The organism is Piscinibacter sp., assembly GCF_050175855.1.
Classification (GTDB): Bacteria; Pseudomonadota; Gammaproteobacteria; order Burkholderiales; family Burkholderiaceae_C; genus Piscinibacter.
The window spans coordinates 1-14,643 of the sequence record NZ_JBFXIO010000075.1 but is presented as its reverse complement, the minus strand read 5'-3'; the positions used below and the strand labels follow the sequence as shown (position 1 = coordinate 14,643).

Here is a 14,643-nt window from a genome sequence, read left to right as displayed (position 1 = left end):
ACCTGAGCAGTCGGGGTTGCGCGCATCGCCCCACCCCTTGCTGATCTGGCCGCGGCCCTGCTCGTTGACGATGCGGGCGAGCATCGAGTTGAAGCAGCACTTGCCTGTCGTGTGCTCGATGCAGGAGACGCAGGAGCCGAGGATCCGGATGCAGGACGAGCAGTAGCTGCCGATGCTGTGACACAGGCCGGCGCCCTCCTTGAGGGCAAGGACCGCCTCGTTCTCGTTGCAGGAGGTCAGCGAGAGAACGATGTAGATGATCGCGGCAATCACCAGCGTCCATGGGTCGAATGCGACGACGAAGCCCTCGCCGGCGACCGTGCTGGAGGAGTACAGGACGGTGGACCCGGCGGGCAGCGCCGTGCCGTTCACGGCGATCGTCACGCCGTAGCTGGTGAAGGAGCCGCTGAAGCCCGCGCCCGTCAGCAGCGCGCTGAGTCCCTGGTAGACGAACTGCCGATTCTCGGAGTTCATCAGGATGTCGTAGACGAGGCGGGAGCCGGCGCCGAAGACGCTCTGATTCGTCATGCCGCGGCCGGACGCATCGGAGTTGCAGCAGTTGGTGAGGAGGCGGTCGCGGCAGCTGTTGGCTTCGCCCTTGAACACCTGCATGCGATCGCTGTCGAGGTAGACCCCGGCCTCGCGCCCCGCTTCGAGCATCGACATCGTGCGTGCGAAATCGGCGTCGTTGGTGTAGGCCGTGTTGAAGCAGCTGGTTCCCAGGCAGAAGACGTTGGCAGGGCAGTTGGTGGCCTGCGTCACCGTCTCGTTCGGCACGGTGCAGCTGTACTGGTCCTGGTACGCCTCGCAGACACCGGTCACCGGATTGGTGCGGGAGCAGGTCGATGACACCGGCGTACAGCCGGCGGCAATCAGGGGCGAGCACTGGTCGGCGGTGTAGGTGCCGCCGCAACTCATCGTGCTCTGGTACTGCCAGCAGTCCCGGGTGATGGAGACACCATCGATGACCTTGGTGGCGGGCCCGTCGACGCACACCGGCGCGCTGGCCACCGAGCACCGGCTGTCGCCGGCGAGGCTGGGGCATTGGTTGTTCCAGGTGTCGGCAGCCGTGAACGTGGTCGCCGGCCTTGTGTACGAGAGGCGCATCTGCGGGATCGGCCCGTACGCGGGGTTCGGCGCCCAGCCCACCACCGCGCGGGTCGAGCTCGCGCGCCAGTAGGGGGACGAGAAGGTGCCGGTGATGTCGCTCGCCTGGATGTCGCTGGCCGACCCGCTGGGGCTGTAGCAGGTGGTGGTGCTGAGCGGCAAGCTGGTGCACTCCATGCCGTCACCGCCGTACGAGCAGGTGGTGACCAGCAGGTTGTTGCCGCTCTGGGTTCCTGCTGGGCAGGCGGCGTAGACGTCGATGAAGGGATGGATGGTCGTGCAGGTCATCGAGTCCCAGCCGCCGGTGCAGGACTCGACGGGGTCGTCGGCGATCATGGCGGTCAGGCTGCAGGTGCTGCCGGTGCACGACTTGTCTGCGACGTAGACGCCTCGCTCCGAGGGCGTGAAGCTGGGCCAGTTGTAGGTCGTGCCGATCACCGCGACCCGCTGGGGCGTGATGACCGGTGTCGTCATGTCGACATCGAAGAACGCCAGCGGCGTGCCCGAGCTGGTGACCCTGAAGTGCTGGCTCGAGTCCGGCCGGTCGGGCAGGCACTGCGCGGCCACGGCGGTCGATCCTGCGCTTGCCTGCGCGAACCAGTCGCCGGGCGAGCAACTGGTCGACCGAGCGACGGCGACGTTGAGCGAGTTCGAGCAGCTGTAGCTGCCGGCGGTCACGTAGCGGGCGCAGGACCGAGTCTCGGTGTGGGTCGCGATGGTGGCATCGGTGGTCGTGCAGCCGCTGTAGTACGAGGCCAGGCTGCCCAGATCGAGCGAGGGGTTGCGGGCGATGCGCGAAGCGGCTGCGACCGCCGGGTCGCTGGGGGAGATTGTGGGGCGGGCGGTGTTCGCCGAGGTGATGGCGGTGCGCAGCGCCTGGCAGCTGGGGTCGTTGGGCGTCGCCGCGCAGGCGGCGAGCTTCGCGCTGACCTCGGGGCCGAGTGCCGGGCGGCCGGCCAGCGCGGCCTCCGGTGGTGTGGTGGTGTACCCGGGGACGACACCCGTCGCCGACGGCTGGTTCACCATGCCCCGGATCGTGGTGTTGGCGGCACGACCTGCGGCCACGCCCTGGTCGTGAGAGGTCTGCGCGATCGCGGTGGTCTGAACGAGGACCAGGGCCTGGGTCATCACCCAGACGGTCAGGCGCTTGAACATCACGGCTCAGCCCCCTTTCATCTTCGCGAGAAAGGCCTGCGCTTCGCGCGAGAACTTCGGCGCCGTCTTCTGGATGAAGCGCAGCGCGTAGTCGATGCTGACGTCGCCGGCGGCCAGCGCGTAGCTGTCCGCCGCGAAGCAGGTACCCGCGGCGCAGGGCGTCGGAACCGACCGGTCCTTGATGAGGACGAAGGACGGCGTGGCGGTGATCGTGAAGCGGTCGAACGCCTGCGGGTCGATCTGGAAGCCGACCTTGCGCTGGCCGATGACCCGCTGGACTCGGGCCACGGTCTTCTGCAGCGAGTCGTCCACGAGACCGCGCAGCAACAGGGTGGCCCCGCTGCGCGCGGCCTGATCGACCAGGCGCTCCAGGGCCGGGTCGGGCATCGAGAAGCTCACGAAGACCAGCAGCGTCGGACCCACGGCCATGCCCGCCTTGGCGGGGTCGGGAGCGCCCATCGCATCGAAGCCGCCGGCGATCGCGCCGAGGTCGATCGTTCCTTGGGACTGCGGCTGAGGCAGCGCGTCGATGCGCGGGGCCGCGGGAACCGGCACCCGGGCGAGTTCTTCGTCGCTGGGCATGCGGTGCTTGCGCCGCGCCGCCTCGATGTCTTTGTCGGTGATCGTGGGTTGGCTGCGGGTGGCGCGAGCGATGTCGGCCTCGGTCACGGGGCTCTTGCCGGACGGAGCCTGGCCCTGGGCCTGAGCCACGGCGGCAGGCAGCGCGAACAGCGCGACCGCGATCGACGCAACGAACCGGGCCACGGGGCGGTCAGTAGCCCACACAGCAGTTCCTCTTGCGGAAGAGCATGAAGGCGAAGTCCTCGCCCAATACTGGGTACTCCTTGCCCGCACCCCAGAGCACGGTCGTGCGACCGAATGGCTGGCAGCACTTGCCGTCGAGCTTGTCGGTCGACGGAATGGGGTAGGTGAGGTTGGTCTTGTAGGAGGACTTGTCCATGATCGGCTCGAAGTAGGGGCCGCAGAGCCCGCGCGAGCCGTGCCAGCCCCAGGCGATGAGTTCGCGGTGCATCTTGGCGGTGAGGCGCTGGGCCAGCAGCGCGGCGGTGCGAACGCCGCCCATGTGGTACTGGACTTGGCCGTCCATGGGGTAGAGGCCGCCCTGACAGCCCGCACACCAGAAGAGCGTGTTCAACCCGAAGCCCGCGGTGGCTGCGACGCAGTCGGCCGCACAGGCGGCGATGGCGATCGGATTGGCGAAGAGCACCGCGTCCGGGTTGAGGATCAGCGTCAGCTCGTCGTCGTTCCAAAGCGGATCGACCTCGGTCAGGTAGGCCAGGTCGAAGCTGCCCCGCTCCAGGCAGGGGAAGTCGGTCACGACCTCGAGCCAGTAGAGGACCGGGTTGGTGTAGAAGTGCGCCTGGTAGAAGGAGCCTCCGTCACCGTCGCCCTCCGGGCGCGTGAACCTCGCGGCTTCCGGCGCGGCAATGCCGGGGTCGAGGTTCAGGCCGCCGAGTGACGGCAGGCAGAACGGCTTGCGGGTGGCTTCGACGTGGCGCGCCGGCTCCCAGAACCCGATCGACAGGCCGATCGTCGGATTCACGCCGCAACTGCAGACCGGATTGGCCGGGTTGTCGCCGTTGTCCTCCTGTCCACCGAAGTTGGCGATCGTGGCGCTGCCGATGGTGATGGGCAGCAGGCACGACCAGCAGATGTCGGTCAGCGGATTGGGGAACTTGCCCGTGCAGGTCGCCATGCCTGCCGCGGTGGCCAGCGAGGACGCAGCCAGCAGGCACAGCGCCGCGAAGAGTCGGTGGACGATGTTCATCGCACGGGCACCTCATCGATGCGAAGGCGTTGTCCCTCCTGCGAGACGATTGCCGGGACCGCCGCGATCCCGAACTTGCGCACGAGGGTTCCGTCCTGGTCGTAGAACACCGGCTTGTTCCAGCGCTTCATCAGGTCCAGGTAGCTGCCGCCCACGAGGATCGGTTTGACCTTGCCCTGGTAGTGCTCGATGAGCTCCCGCGCCCGAGCCACCTGGCCCGGGTCGCGCGCATCGAAGAACAGCAGGTGCTTCGACAGCGAGACGACTTCGAGCGGGTTCTTTCGTGTTCCCGCTGGGAACAGGACCGCGCCCGTGCCATCGACGACGTTGGACTGCAGCGTGAAGGTCGGATCGAAGTAGAAGGTGCGCGCGGCCTGGGCCCTGCGCAGGCCGTCGACTGGCCGGGGGTTGTTGATCGCATAGGCGGCACGGTCTCGTGCCTCCTGCTCGTGGCGCTTCAACTCGCCGCTCGCCTCCTTGGCGCGCAGCCGGGCCATGATCACGTCGAGCATGTTCTTCTCGGCCACCGGATAGGTCGGCCCGATGGTCCCTAGGTTCGCTGCCTGTGCGCCCAGCGCCCAGCAGGTTGCCGCTGCGAAGAGCCAGGGAGACAGGCGGGCGCGCATGTCACTTGCTCGGGCAGGCGATGGAGGCGCCCAGGCGCTGCAGGGCGGCGGTGTCGCGCTCGTGGGAAGCGCGGACCATGTTCATGAGGACCGGATCACCGTTGCCTTGCGCAAAGGCGCGACGCAGTTCGATCGTGCGCAGTGCACGCCCGCAGCGGCTGCGAAACGCCGCCATGTAGGCCTCGGCGCCGTCGCGCGCGGGCGGCGCCACCTGTGCGAGCAAGGCGAGGTAGGTGTCGATCGGCACGTCGTCCTGCAGGTCCAGGCGCTCGCCTTGGGCGGCCACCGTGCCCGCCAGGCACAACATCGACAGGAAAAGTGTTCGCTGCATGCGGCCCTCACAGCAGTGGGATGACGCGCGACTTGACGTCCTGCACGCGCACGAGCCCGCTCATGCTGTAGCGGGAGTCGAAGCTGTCCGGGCTGGTCCCCTGCACGTACAGGTGGCCGGCGGGGATGACCGTCGGGTCGATGGGCTCGAGGGGGCGACGGTCGAAGGTGTGCGTCTTGGCCAGGCCCACCGGCACGCCGTTGACGAACACCTCGCGTCCCCGCACCGTCACGACATCACCGGCGACGCCCGCGACGCGCTTGAACAGCGCCTGGTGGCGCAACCCGGGATAGGCTTGCAGGCCAGCTGGCCCCTCGAATGCGTAGACCACCAGGTCACCGCGGACGATCGCGCCCGATCGGTAGTCGACGAACGCGACCTTGTAGGGCAGGCTGGGCGTCCAGTTGAACAGCAGCGGCAGAACCGGGACGTGGTGGGCGAAGAGGCGGATCAGCGCGAGCGTCCAGACGCCGGCGACGAGCGCGAACACCACCCGGTGCCGCCGCAGGTCGTGCAGCATCAGCCGGCTGCCATGAAGCAGCCAGGGGCCCAGACCAACACGCTGGCTCGTCATGGCGGCGGCTACGACTTGGCGCCGACCTTCGCCTTGAGGGCGGCGGTGAGGTCGATGGCGTTGGACCAGCCCCCTGCCACGGCGGACTTGACCACCACCAGGCAGCGGCACTCGACGGGGATCTCGCGCAGCGCGCGGTCGAGGCGATCGCCGAAAGCCTGCGCCTGCGCGAGGGCGCGCTGGCGATCGTCGTCGGTCCTGCTGGCGCTGAGCAGCGCCGCGAACTCGGACTCCTTGGCGCGATAGACCTCGGCGATGTCGACGATGCCGATGACTTGAGCCGGCTTCACGACCAGCCGGTCATAGGCGAGCAGGGCCCCGGCGGTCACGAACACCGAGATCAGCGCATGGATGGCGAACGAGCTCATACCGCATACCCCCGGCGGCGAAGCAGTTCGGTGATGGCGTCGTCGATGGACAGTCCCTGTCGCAGGAGCGCATCCAGCGGGGCGTTGTCGTCCAGCTTGTTGCTGAAGAGCAGGTGCGAGAAGGGGTCGAGGATGATGCGCGCGACACCCTCGCCGATGGGCGAGGTGATGTAGCACTCGGAGAAGACGCCCGGCTCCATGCGCAGCGAGTTCAGCAGCCGCTTCTTCGGCTCGTCCATCGAGAAGCGGCCCGTTCGCGCGAGCAGTTCGATCGACTCGGGCTTCTGGCGCAGCAGGAAGGTCCAGTCCGAGCACTTCAGTGCGGACTCCATCTGTGCCGAGGTGAAGTAGTCGTCGCCGTTCTGGGTCGCCGTCACGAGGCTGCCGCCGTACTTGCGGGCGCGCCGCGCCGCCTCGTCGATCGCCGCGGCCATCACCACGTCGTTCTCGCTCGAGTCGCCCAGCTGCTGTTTGAGCTCATCGATGAACCAGACCTTTTTGCGGTTGCGCGTCAGGTACATCTCACGGGTGATCGCGTGGAACAGGATGATGTTGACCACCGCCTGCAGGTCGGGCTTGCGCTTGAGCTCCTCGCTCTCGATGACCACGAAGTCGTTGGAGAAGTCGATCGTGTTGCGGCCGCTGAAGAAGCGCGCGTACTGGCCGCCTTTGGCGTAGGGGTTGAGCATCACGGCCAGGTCGCGCACGCGCTGGTCCTCCTTGATGCCCAGCTCCTCGATCGTCCCTGGGACGAAGGCGTCGCGCAGGATCGTCATGTCCAGGTCCTGGCCGTACCTGGCCCAGAGCTTGAGCAACATCGCCGAGATCGCCTTCATCTGGACCTCGTCGAGCTGCTTCATCGAGGCCATCTTGGCGATGGCCGGCAACAGCATGTCGATGTCCTCGTTGATGTCGGTGACCAGCGGGAACGGGTTCAGCGAGATCTCGACGTCGGGCCGGAACTCGATGAAGGTGCCCTCGGCCTTGCGGCAGAGTTTCTCGAACGAGCGCCCCAGGTCCTGCATCCAGATCTTGGCGCCGATGGCCCGGTAGGACCACGCCAGCTCGTTGAGCAGGACCGACTTGCCCGAGCCCGGCGAGCCGATGACGGCGGCGTTGTAGTTGCCGTCGTTGTCGTAGAGGTCGAGCGTGAGCAGCTGGCCGCGGCGGCCGGCGAACATCAGGGTCGGCGTCTTGCTGCCCCGCCACTCGGCCAGGACCGGCGCGAGGTGGATGGCGTTGGCCATCGTCTTGCGGGTGACCCGCTTCATCTTGCGCAAGTCGCCGTGGAAGGCCGGCGACAGCGTCATCGGCAGGCTGGCCAGCAGCGCCTGGCGATGTTTGTAGACGTCGGCGTTGAGTTCGAAGCCGCGCGCGCGCCAGATGGACTTGGCCGTCTCCTGCGTCTGCGCGACCTTGGACGGATGGCAGAACAGGCCGAGCTGGTGGTACATGCTCACCAGCGCGCCGCCGGTGTCGATCGCGTCCGCGGCGGCCGACCAGTCGCGCGCTTTCTTGGCGACGTCGGGCATGACCACGGCCATCTTGCTGCCCGCGTTCTGCGTGGCCCGCACGTGGTTGGCCGTGACCACGGTCTTGGTTGAGTTGGGGTCCAGGATGTAGACCCCCATCGTCAGCAGGAAGGGCGAGCTGTACTGCAGGGCCGGCTGCATCAGGTCGCCGACCAGGGCACCCATCTGCCACAGGCCGAAGCGCTCGGGGAAGGACTTGATGGAGAAGAAGCGCACGTCCAGGCCTTCGCCCGCGCCTTCCTTCCACAGGTGAAGGCCGTTGGAGCGCGCATCCTGGATCGTGTCGTGGTCGACGATCTGGTCGCGCAGTTCACGCCCGTCGTCGTAGTGCAGGTCGGGCGCGGTGGCCGCGTCGATGCGATCCGGGTTGACGAACAGCGAACACCAGTTGATCAGGTCGGCCGCATCGCAGACGCGGTTGGGCAACGACGCCGAGCGCAGCGTGGTCGCCATGCCGTCGCGCAGTCCGACGATGCGCTCGCGGTCGGACAGGTTGGCGGGATCGGCCTTGACCGAGACGCTGACCATCAGGCGGAAGTCGCGGATCGTGTAGTGGAAGCCCTGGGTCAGGCTGTGGTGAGCGCCGTGAGACAGGTGCGCGTAGCGGCGCCGGGCCAGCTTGCGGTAGAGGTTGTCGTTGCGCGCCGGCCGGCCGAACGTCTGGGCCTTCTGGATCTGGTCGCGGTCTTCCATGCGCAGGTTGGCGTACCGGCGCAGTGGTGGGCAGACGTGGGGCGAGGCGAAGAGGTGGAACTGGATGCCCGTGTCGGGTGGGCAGTTCGAGTAGAGCGACACCAGCACGTCGACCATGCGGTCGTCGGCGCCACTCTGCGGCATCACCTCCAGGAGGAAGCCCATGCCGTCCTTGTTGACGAACAACTGCTCCTCGTCGAGGTAGGAGATGTAGGGCAGCCAGCTGGCGAACTGGTCGGCGGGCGATTCGTCCTTGTGCCCGAACGAGAACAGGCCAGGGCCGGACTTTTCGCTGGACCCCGTCGGCGACGCGCCGCCGAACAGGTTGAGGCGTAGGGACTCGAGCATGGAGGTGCCCTCTCAGGTCATTGGTCGGCGGCGGGCACGCGGTTCTGCAGCGCGCGCAGGGCTTGCGTGAGCGAGGGCGCGTCTTCGATCGGCGTGGTGGACGGGCCGTTGGGGCCAGCCGTCGCACCGGCCGACTTGGTGGCGGCCGGCGGCCGCGGCGCGCGGATCGGTACGAAGGGCTCGCGCTGCTGGCGCTGCACGTGGTCGACCAGCCAGCGGCCGTTGTCGACCTGGACGTAGACGAGGCTCTCGCCGACGAGATCGCGATCGGCGTCCTCCCAAGCCTTGATCCAAAGCCGGAGAACGCGCGGCGCGGCGCGCAGCGGCGCGGCGACATAGGCGGCGCCTTCGTCACCCGTGGCCGGGCGCGTAGAGGCGTTGAGCATCGTCGGCGCGGCACGCGGCGCGCTGCCTGCGGGGGCGGCCTGGGGAGACGTGTCCACGGGAGGCGCGGCGGAGCGGCGCTGCGCCGGCAGGTTGTTCTGCAGCGCGTTGTAGTAGGTGCCGGACACCGAGTCGCACCGGACACCCTCGGGGGCCTTGCACGCGTACTTGGACTCGCCGTCCAGGCCGGTGATCGCGCAGCCCGGGAGCACGGCCGCGAGGACGATCACGCCGCCGACCACGATGAGGAACCTGCTCATGGCGCCTTCTCCTGGGTGATGGCCTTGGAGGTCGCGACGGGTGAGCCAATGGCAGCCGCCGCGGCGATGCGGCGCTCGACCTCGGTCCCGGGGACGTAGCCGGTGGTCCGCGTGCCATCGGCGTAGAACATCGTGGGCGTGCCGTTGACGCCGAGTTGTCGCGCCAGTTGGAGGTTGCGGTCGAGCGCAGTCGGGCAGTCGGCCTGGCTGTTCAGGCCGCTGGTGTCGGCGTTTAGCATCACCGCTTGCCAGCTCTTCGCTGGATCGGTGGAGCAGAGGATCGCCTGTGGCAGTTGCCGGCCCTGGAAGGGCAGCAGGAACGTGTAGACCGTGACGTCCTGGAGCTTGGCCAGCTCCGGCTCGAGCCGCCGGCAGAACGAGCAGGAGGGGTCGCTGAAGGCGTAGAGCGTGCGCGCGCCGCTGCCGTGCACGACCTTCAGGGCGTCCTGCAGCGGCAGCTTCGCGATGTCGATCGGCCGGTCGGTGCTGTCGGCCGTATCGACCGCCGGGCGGACGGCCTGTGCCCGCGCAAGTTTCGGTCCGGTGATGTCGGTCGCCGTCTTCGCGTCCAGCAGGCGACCCATGATGAAGTACCGCGGGTTCTTCGGCGACACGAAAGCCACGTTCGGCCCCATCCACACCTCGTAGATCCCGGGGACCTCGCTGGCCGCGACCGACGAGAAGGTGGTCGCCGGGTACGCGCGCTTGAGGGTGGCGAGCAGCCGGGCTTCGTCGGCCGACGGGCCGGCCACGGCGGACTGCACGGCCAGCGCCAGGATGGCGCCGGCCAAGAGGCGTTCATTCTTCATCGGTGGTCACCTTCAGGTAGCGCTCGGAGGGGTCCGTGCGGCCAGGCAGCGAGGTGGGGGCGTTGGACGCCGTGCTGGCGTCAGAGCCCTCGATGCGCACGCCCTTGGTCAGGACGACATCGATCTCCCGGCCGGCGTCGACTTCGATGATCGGAAAGGTCTGCTCGGCCAGCTTGATGTAGTACTGCGCCAGCCGGTCCAGGGCCTTGCCGACACCCGAGCCTATGCCGGCGCGGTAAGCGTCGCCGCCCGAGGCCGTCGCGACCGACCCCAGCGGCGAGGTGCTGTAGGTCGTGTTGGCTTGCGAGAAACCCTGGCCGATCCCGCTGACCACGCCGGCGAGCAGCGCGTTGGCCAGCATCTGGCCCTGTTTGGTGACCAGGCGGCCGCGCATGCCGACCTTGCCGTCCTCGCCGAAGACCGAGCCCTGGATCTTCACTTCCAGCGGATCGCCGTTGGGACGAACGCAGGACAGGAGTTCGGTGCGCAGGTAGGCGCGCTCCGAGCTGATGTCGCCGTAGCCCGCGGCGATGACGAAGCACTCGCGGTACTCGGCCCGGTAGCGGTTGGGCAGGACCGAGTTGTCCGACAGGCGGATCAGCACCGGGTGCGGATTGCTCTGGGCCTGTCCGCCGGTGGGAGCGTCCAGGCCGCCGAGAAGTTGGCCCTTGGTGAAGCTGATGGGCAGGAAGCTGTCGAGTGTCTCGCGCCTCTTGCCGCCGCCCTCGGCAGCGTCGCTGGCGCGCACTGGCGCGGCCAGTGTGACCCGCGTGAGCTGAGGCTGCGCCGGCGCTGCCGCGACGTCGATGCCACTGGGTGACGCGCTGTTGGGCAGGCCGGGCGGCATCGCGCCACGCTGGTAAACCACGGGCGGCGGCGGCGCGGGCGGCAAGGCGGCCGGTGCGCGAGGCAGCGTCGACTCGGGCGGATTGCCAAGGGGCGGATTGGCGGGGCCAGCCGCCATCCCGGGCGCAGAAGCCGCGCGTGCCGCATCCAGGGGGCGCGACTTGAGCCGCTCCTCCATCTCCGCGAGACGGCGAAGCAGTTCCTGCTGCTTGTCGTTGAGGTCGCGGTTGACCCTGCGCTGCTCGTCGCGTTCGGCCTTGTAGCTCTCGAGTTCCTTGCCGGCCTTGCCGATCCAGACCTCGGAGTCCTTCACCTGCGAACCCGGCGCCATCAGATCGACGTTGGTCGGTCGCACGTCGCTCTTGGCCGCAGCGGCCGCGGCGCGCTGAGCGCTGTCGCCCGACCCTGCGGAGAACACGGCCCATAGCAGGCCCACCCCGCAACCGGAGATCAGGGCGGCCATCGTCCATTGGCGCGCGCGCGGCGACATGCGCTCGGCAACGCCCGCCCAGCGCTCGCGAAGGTTGTCGGCGAAGCTGGCCATGGTCAGCTCCCCTGGCGGATGACGTAGACGGACGTGCTCTCGCCGGGGCGCAGGTTGTGGTTCTCGATCGAGACGGCCAGCACGCCGCCGCGCTCGCGATCGAACTCCTGTTCAGCGAGGACCATGCCCTGGGTCGACACGTTGGTGAGCACGTAGCGCTCGCCGACCAGGCCGCGTCCCTCGTACAGGCGCACCAGGGCGAACTTCGCCTCCTGCCAGAGCTGGATCGGGCGGTTCACCTCGTCCACCCGGATGTCCGTGGGCGGCCGGTCCGCCGCCATGGCCACCAACATGCCCTTCAGGGCGCGCACGTGCTGCGGCGTGCGGGCGGAAGCCGTTGAGCCGCCGGGCTCAGCGCGGGACAGTCGGGCTGTCTTGTCGCGGATGACGATCGTGTCTGCTGGCGTGTCGGACCGCCGCAGCAGCAGCGTGTAGGTCGCGTGCTGCGTCGACACGAAGAGGTTGACCGGCTTGCCCGGGCCGCCCACCGGGCGCACGTAGATCTCGCCCTTGTCGACGTCGCACTCGAGAACGATCTCGCCCGCGGGATTCACCATACCCGTGGCCGGCGCCGGCGACGCACCGGGTTGCGGCGGCACGGCGGACGTGATCGCGGCGCCGCAGTTGGTCGAGTAGATGTTGCCGAAGACGTTCGTGATCGGCGCGCCGTCGACGCGGATGCGGGTGGCCTCCTTGATCGACAAGACGGCATCGACGGAGACCCCGTCGCTGCCCTCGACGACCTGCAGCGCGAGCGCGGGCGACGCGCTAGCGAGCAGGAGCGCCGTTGGGATCAGCAGCGCCGACGCGAACTTGCTGGCCAGCTTGCGCATACGGGATCTCCTTGAACGACTGGATGTGGACGCGCCCGCCGACGTACTGGAACTGCGCCAGGTACGAACGCGTTTCGGGATCGGTGACGTCGGCGCCGTTGATCTGCCTGCGAAGGCGGCCGGTGACGACCACGGACTGCTTGGACTCGTCGGCAGCGAGTTGCTGCACCAGGAAGAAGGTCGCGGCGTTGTTGCTGCGCAGTCGCTCGGCCTCGATGTCCATCTTGGTCTTCATGGCCGCGTGCTGATCCGGCGCGACCCAGTTCAGCAGCACGTTCTTCTTCCAGTCGACGGTCGTCGGCGTGACGTCCAGGACCAGCCAGGCGACATAGCTGGCCATCTCCTCGAGGTACTCGCGGCTGGCCTTCTCCTTGGTGACCCAGAAGGTCCGGTCGATGTTGGGCGGCACGATGACCGTCCGGTCCGAGCCGACGATGCTGACGATCACCACGAGGCACAGGAGCACGCTGAGCGACAGCGCACCCACGATGGCGCTGAGGACTCGATTGGCCCGGCGTTGCGCGCGCAGGTCGTTCTGGTGCTGGGCAAAGTCCATGGCGTGGTCCTGCGGGGTTCAGCCGACCATGCGTCGGATGTGCGACGGCGGGGTCGCGCGCATGGCGGTGGCGGGGTTGGTGGGCAAGGCCCAGTACGCCCAATGCATCGCGAAGGCCGGGTGCTTGTCGGCCTTGGTGCGAGAGATCCACCGACTGAGGAAGAAGCCGGCGCCGGCGCAGAGCACGAAGCCCCACTTGGTGCCGGACATCCAGCCGAGGAACAGAAAGAAGACGAAGGGGAAGGCGACGTCGGCATCCCAGAAGCCGAGCTTCCACTGGTCGTCCAGGCGTCGAGGGATGTAGGTGTCCGACTGCATGGCGCTTCCCCTTTCTCCGTCGTGCTGCCGACCGGCTCAGATGACCGCACCCAGGATTGCGCCGGCGATGGTCAGCCCGACCGCGCCGAAGATCGCCATGCCCAGGTAGAACAGGACGGGCCCGAAGTTGCGCAGGGCGGCCAGGCTGATGAAGGCGACCACGAAGCCGACGAAGCCGACGAGCGCCTTGACGCCCGGCGCCAAGGCGGCCAGCTGCGCCAACGCGGCCGCGAGCGGACCTGCGATGCCGGTGAAGGCCACCAGGTCCAGCGCATGGCTGGGGGCCACGGCCATGAGGCCGGTGATGAAGGTGAGGAACAGGCCGATGCCCAGCATCACCTTGCGCGAAGGGAGGGCCAGGGTCGGTGCGGCGGTTGCATGCATTGCGTTCTCCAAGAGAAGGTGGTGAGTTCAGGGAGTCGGGCGGATGCTGCCGAAAGAGGCAATGGCCCGTTGCACGATTCGCTCGGCGCCGAGCTCGAGTGCCAGCTCGACGCACGCGTCGGCGAGATAGCTGAGGTCGATGACCGGATCCCTCGTGGATTTCTGGATGCGCCGCAGCTCGGCAAAGCTCTCGCTCCGGACGATGGTTGCCTTCCATCCAGGGCGGGGCTTGCGCCTTTGCTGCGGGGATGCGGCCGGCGATGCGTCCGCGGCCGGGTCAACGGCTGCGAGCGCAGGGTCGGCGGGAGGGGTGCGCGCGGGTCGTGCGACGGGTCGATCCATCACATCACTCCCATGCTCGTGAAGACGACTTCGACCCGGCGGTTTCGGCTGCGGCCGCTCTCGTCGTCGTTGGACGCGACGAAGCAGCATCGCCCCTTCGCGTCGATGGCAATCACGTTCGGCAGGTCGGGCACGGCGTCGCGGATGAAGTTGCGCACCGCAAGGGCACGGGCCAGCGCGAGCTGCTGGTTGACCTCGTCGGGACCGACGCTGTCCGTGCGACCGGAGATGACGATGCGGTCGGACTCGCGCGCCAGGCGCAGCGATCGGCGAAGCGTTTGCCGCGACTCCGCAGTGAGGGCAGCGGACCCGAACGGGAACGTCAGCAGGATGTGCGTGTCCGACGGGTCGGCCCGTTGCGTGCTCGCCTGCGCCGCCGCCGCGCGGGGTGGGACCAGCGGCGATGGCTCGGCCGCCGCGGCGGCAGCGACTCCGTGGCTGGACGGGTCCGTGGCCGTGGCAGCAACCGGCAGTGCTGCGGGACCAGGCAGAGTCTTGGGCGTGAGCGTGGGGCACGCCGGCTCCGCGCACGCGGCGAAGTAGGCGTTCTGGCCGAAGCTCAGCTGCACGATGCGAAGCGGCGCAGGTCGCGCCGGCGCTGTCGCTGCCTGTGCCTGAGCCTCGTTCGCGCGTGGCGCGAAAGTACACGACGCGGTGGCGGCCACGAGCGCGACGGCGAAGCCGCACGCCACCGCGATCCGGGTGCGGTGCAGGTTCATGGACTGACCCTTGCAGAGAGAATGAGCGGCGCCTGGGCGGCCGCCGCGACTGGCGCACTGGCAGATCGCGGTGGGGCAGGGGGCTGCGCGCGATGACCGGCAACTTGACCCGGCAGGCGCCGGTA

General features: G+C 68.5%; 17 protein-coding genes. All 17 read right to left on the bottom strand.

What is annotated here, in order from left to right; all coding sequences use genetic code 11:
* On the bottom strand, nucleotides 1-2,262 hold a 2,262-nt coding region (traN, locus tag AB7U92_RS08175; protein WP_428575688.1), incomplete at its 3' end, for a type-F conjugative transfer system mating-pair stabilization protein TraN.
* Nucleotides 2,263-2,268: 6 nt separating this feature from the next.
* Entirely contained in the window at nucleotides 2,269-2,931 is a 663-nt protein-coding gene (trbC, locus tag AB7U92_RS08170) for a type-F conjugative transfer system pilin assembly protein TrbC (protein WP_428575687.1), read from the bottom strand.
* Nucleotides 2,932-3,034: 103 nt separating this feature from the next.
* Complete coding sequence (locus AB7U92_RS08165; protein WP_428575686.1) at nucleotides 3,035-4,051, bottom strand: TraU family protein; 1,017 nt, start codon at nucleotides 4,049-4,051, stop codon at nucleotides 3,035-3,037.
* Nucleotides 4,048-4,677: a type-F conjugative transfer system protein TraW gene (traW, locus tag AB7U92_RS08160; RefSeq protein ID WP_428575685.1), complete on the bottom strand. Its 630-nt coding sequence runs from the start codon at nucleotides 4,675-4,677 to the stop codon at nucleotides 4,048-4,050. The genes AB7U92_RS08165 and traW overlap by 4 nt, the downstream gene beginning before the upstream one ends.
* Before the next feature lies 1 nt (nucleotide 4,678).
* Nucleotides 4,679-5,008 (bottom strand): hypothetical protein, encoded by a 330-nt coding sequence (locus tag AB7U92_RS08155; RefSeq protein ID WP_428575684.1) that lies wholly within the window; start codon nucleotides 5,006-5,008, stop codon nucleotides 4,679-4,681.
* A 7-nt stretch (nucleotides 5,009-5,015) separates the two neighbouring features.
* Nucleotides 5,016-5,528 carry a conjugative transfer signal peptidase TraF gene (gene traF, locus AB7U92_RS08150; RefSeq protein WP_428575683.1) on the bottom strand — a complete coding sequence of 171 codons (513 nt, stop codon included), beginning with the start codon at nucleotides 5,526-5,528 and terminating at the stop codon, nucleotides 5,016-5,018.
* A gap of 62 nt (nucleotides 5,529-5,590) precedes the next feature.
* The gene (locus AB7U92_RS08145) at nucleotides 5,591-5,950 is read right to left on the bottom strand and encodes a hypothetical protein (RefSeq protein WP_428575682.1); all 360 of its coding nucleotides are present in this window, start codon (nucleotides 5,948-5,950) and stop codon (nucleotides 5,591-5,593) included.
* Entirely contained in the window at nucleotides 5,947-8,523 is a 2,577-nt protein-coding gene (gene traC / locus AB7U92_RS08140) for a type IV secretion system protein TraC (RefSeq protein WP_428575681.1), read from the bottom strand. The genes AB7U92_RS08145 and traC overlap by 4 nt, the downstream gene beginning before the upstream one ends.
* Nucleotides 8,524-8,540: 17 nt before the next feature.
* The gene (locus tag AB7U92_RS08135) at nucleotides 8,541-9,167 is read right to left on the bottom strand and encodes a TraV family lipoprotein (RefSeq protein WP_428575680.1); all 627 of its coding nucleotides are present in this window, start codon (nucleotides 9,165-9,167) and stop codon (nucleotides 8,541-8,543) included.
* Nucleotides 9,164-9,976: a DsbC family protein gene (locus tag AB7U92_RS08130; protein WP_428575679.1), complete on the bottom strand. Its 813-nt coding sequence runs from the start codon at nucleotides 9,974-9,976 to the stop codon at nucleotides 9,164-9,166. Before AB7U92_RS08130 ends, AB7U92_RS08135 begins: the two co-directional genes overlap by 4 nt.
* Complete coding sequence (locus tag AB7U92_RS08125; RefSeq protein ID WP_428575678.1) at nucleotides 9,966-11,366, bottom strand: TrbI/VirB10 family protein; 1,401 nt, start codon at nucleotides 11,364-11,366, stop codon at nucleotides 9,966-9,968. Before AB7U92_RS08125 ends, AB7U92_RS08130 begins: the two co-directional genes overlap by 11 nt.
* A 2-nt stretch (nucleotides 11,367-11,368) precedes the next feature.
* Entirely contained in the window at nucleotides 11,369-12,199 is an 831-nt protein-coding gene (locus tag AB7U92_RS08120) for a type-F conjugative transfer system secretin TraK (RefSeq protein ID WP_428575677.1), read from the bottom strand.
* Nucleotides 12,135-12,755, bottom strand: a complete 621-nt coding sequence (gene traE / locus AB7U92_RS08115; RefSeq protein WP_428575676.1) for a type IV conjugative transfer system protein TraE — start codon at nucleotides 12,753-12,755, stop codon at nucleotides 12,135-12,137. Before traE ends, AB7U92_RS08120 begins: the two co-directional genes overlap by 65 nt.
* Before the next feature lie 18 nt (nucleotides 12,756-12,773).
* Complete coding sequence (traL, locus tag AB7U92_RS08110; protein ID WP_298824052.1) at nucleotides 12,774-13,073, bottom strand: type IV conjugative transfer system protein TraL; 300 nt, start codon at nucleotides 13,071-13,073, stop codon at nucleotides 12,774-12,776.
* A gap of 36 nt (nucleotides 13,074-13,109) precedes the next feature.
* A complete protein-coding gene (locus AB7U92_RS08105; protein ID WP_428575675.1) occupies nucleotides 13,110-13,409 on the bottom strand; it encodes a hypothetical protein in 300 nt (99 codons plus the stop codon).
* A 75-nt stretch (nucleotides 13,410-13,484) separates the two neighbouring features.
* Nucleotides 13,485-13,799 carry a hypothetical protein gene (locus tag AB7U92_RS08100; protein WP_428575674.1) on the bottom strand — a complete coding sequence of 105 codons (315 nt, stop codon included), beginning with the start codon at nucleotides 13,797-13,799 and terminating at the stop codon, nucleotides 13,485-13,487.
* Nucleotides 13,799-14,518 (bottom strand): OmpA family protein, encoded by a 720-nt coding sequence (locus AB7U92_RS08095; protein ID WP_428575673.1) that lies wholly within the window; start codon nucleotides 14,516-14,518, stop codon nucleotides 13,799-13,801. Before AB7U92_RS08095 ends, AB7U92_RS08100 begins: the two co-directional genes overlap by 1 nt.
* Between the last annotated feature and the right edge of the window lie 125 nt (nucleotides 14,519-14,643).

Bases quoted from the DNA above. Each gene is read 5' to 3' on its own strand.
- AB7U92_RS08165 (WP_428575686.1), bottom strand. From the start codon at position 4,051: ATGAACATCGTCCACCGACTCTTCGCGGCGCTGTGCCTGCTGGCTGCG.
- traW (WP_428575685.1), bottom strand. From the start codon at position 4,677: ATGCGCGCCCGCCTGTCTCCCTGGCTCTTCGCAGCGGCAACCTGCTGG.
- AB7U92_RS08155 (WP_428575684.1), bottom strand. From the start codon at position 5,008: ATGCAGCGAACACTTTTCCTGTCGATGTTGTGCCTGGCGGGCACGGTG.
- traF (WP_428575683.1), bottom strand. From the start codon at position 5,528: ATGCTGCACGACCTGCGGCGGCACCGGGTGGTGTTCGCGCTCGTCGCC.
- AB7U92_RS08145 (WP_428575682.1), bottom strand. From the start codon at position 5,950: ATGAGCTCGTTCGCCATCCATGCGCTGATCTCGGTGTTCGTGACCGCC.
- traC (WP_428575681.1), bottom strand. From the start codon at position 8,523: ATGCTCGAGTCCCTACGCCTCAACCTGTTCGGCGGCGCGTCGCCGACG.
- AB7U92_RS08135 (WP_428575680.1), bottom strand. From the start codon at position 9,167: ATGAGCAGGTTCCTCATCGTGGTCGGCGGCGTGATCGTCCTCGCGGCC.
- AB7U92_RS08130 (WP_428575679.1), bottom strand. From the start codon at position 9,976: ATGAAGAATGAACGCCTCTTGGCCGGCGCCATCCTGGCGCTGGCCGTG.
- AB7U92_RS08125 (WP_428575678.1), bottom strand. From the start codon at position 11,366: ATGGCCAGCTTCGCCGACAACCTTCGCGAGCGCTGGGCGGGCGTTGCC.
- AB7U92_RS08120 (WP_428575677.1), bottom strand. From the start codon at position 12,199: ATGCGCAAGCTGGCCAGCAAGTTCGCGTCGGCGCTGCTGATCCCAACG.
- traE (WP_428575676.1), bottom strand. From the start codon at position 12,755: ATGGACTTTGCCCAGCACCAGAACGACCTGCGCGCGCAACGCCGGGCC.
- traL (WP_298824052.1), bottom strand. From the start codon at position 13,073: ATGCAGTCGGACACCTACATCCCTCGACGCCTGGACGACCAGTGGAAG.
- AB7U92_RS08105 (WP_428575675.1), bottom strand. From the start codon at position 13,409: ATGCTGGGCATCGGCCTGTTCCTCACCTTCATCACCGGCCTCATGGCC.
- AB7U92_RS08100 (WP_428575674.1), bottom strand. From the start codon at position 13,799: ATGGATCGACCCGTCGCACGACCCGCGCGCACCCCTCCCGCCGACCCT.
- AB7U92_RS08095 (WP_428575673.1), bottom strand. From the start codon at position 14,518: ATGAACCTGCACCGCACCCGGATCGCGGTGGCGTGCGGCTTCGCCGTC.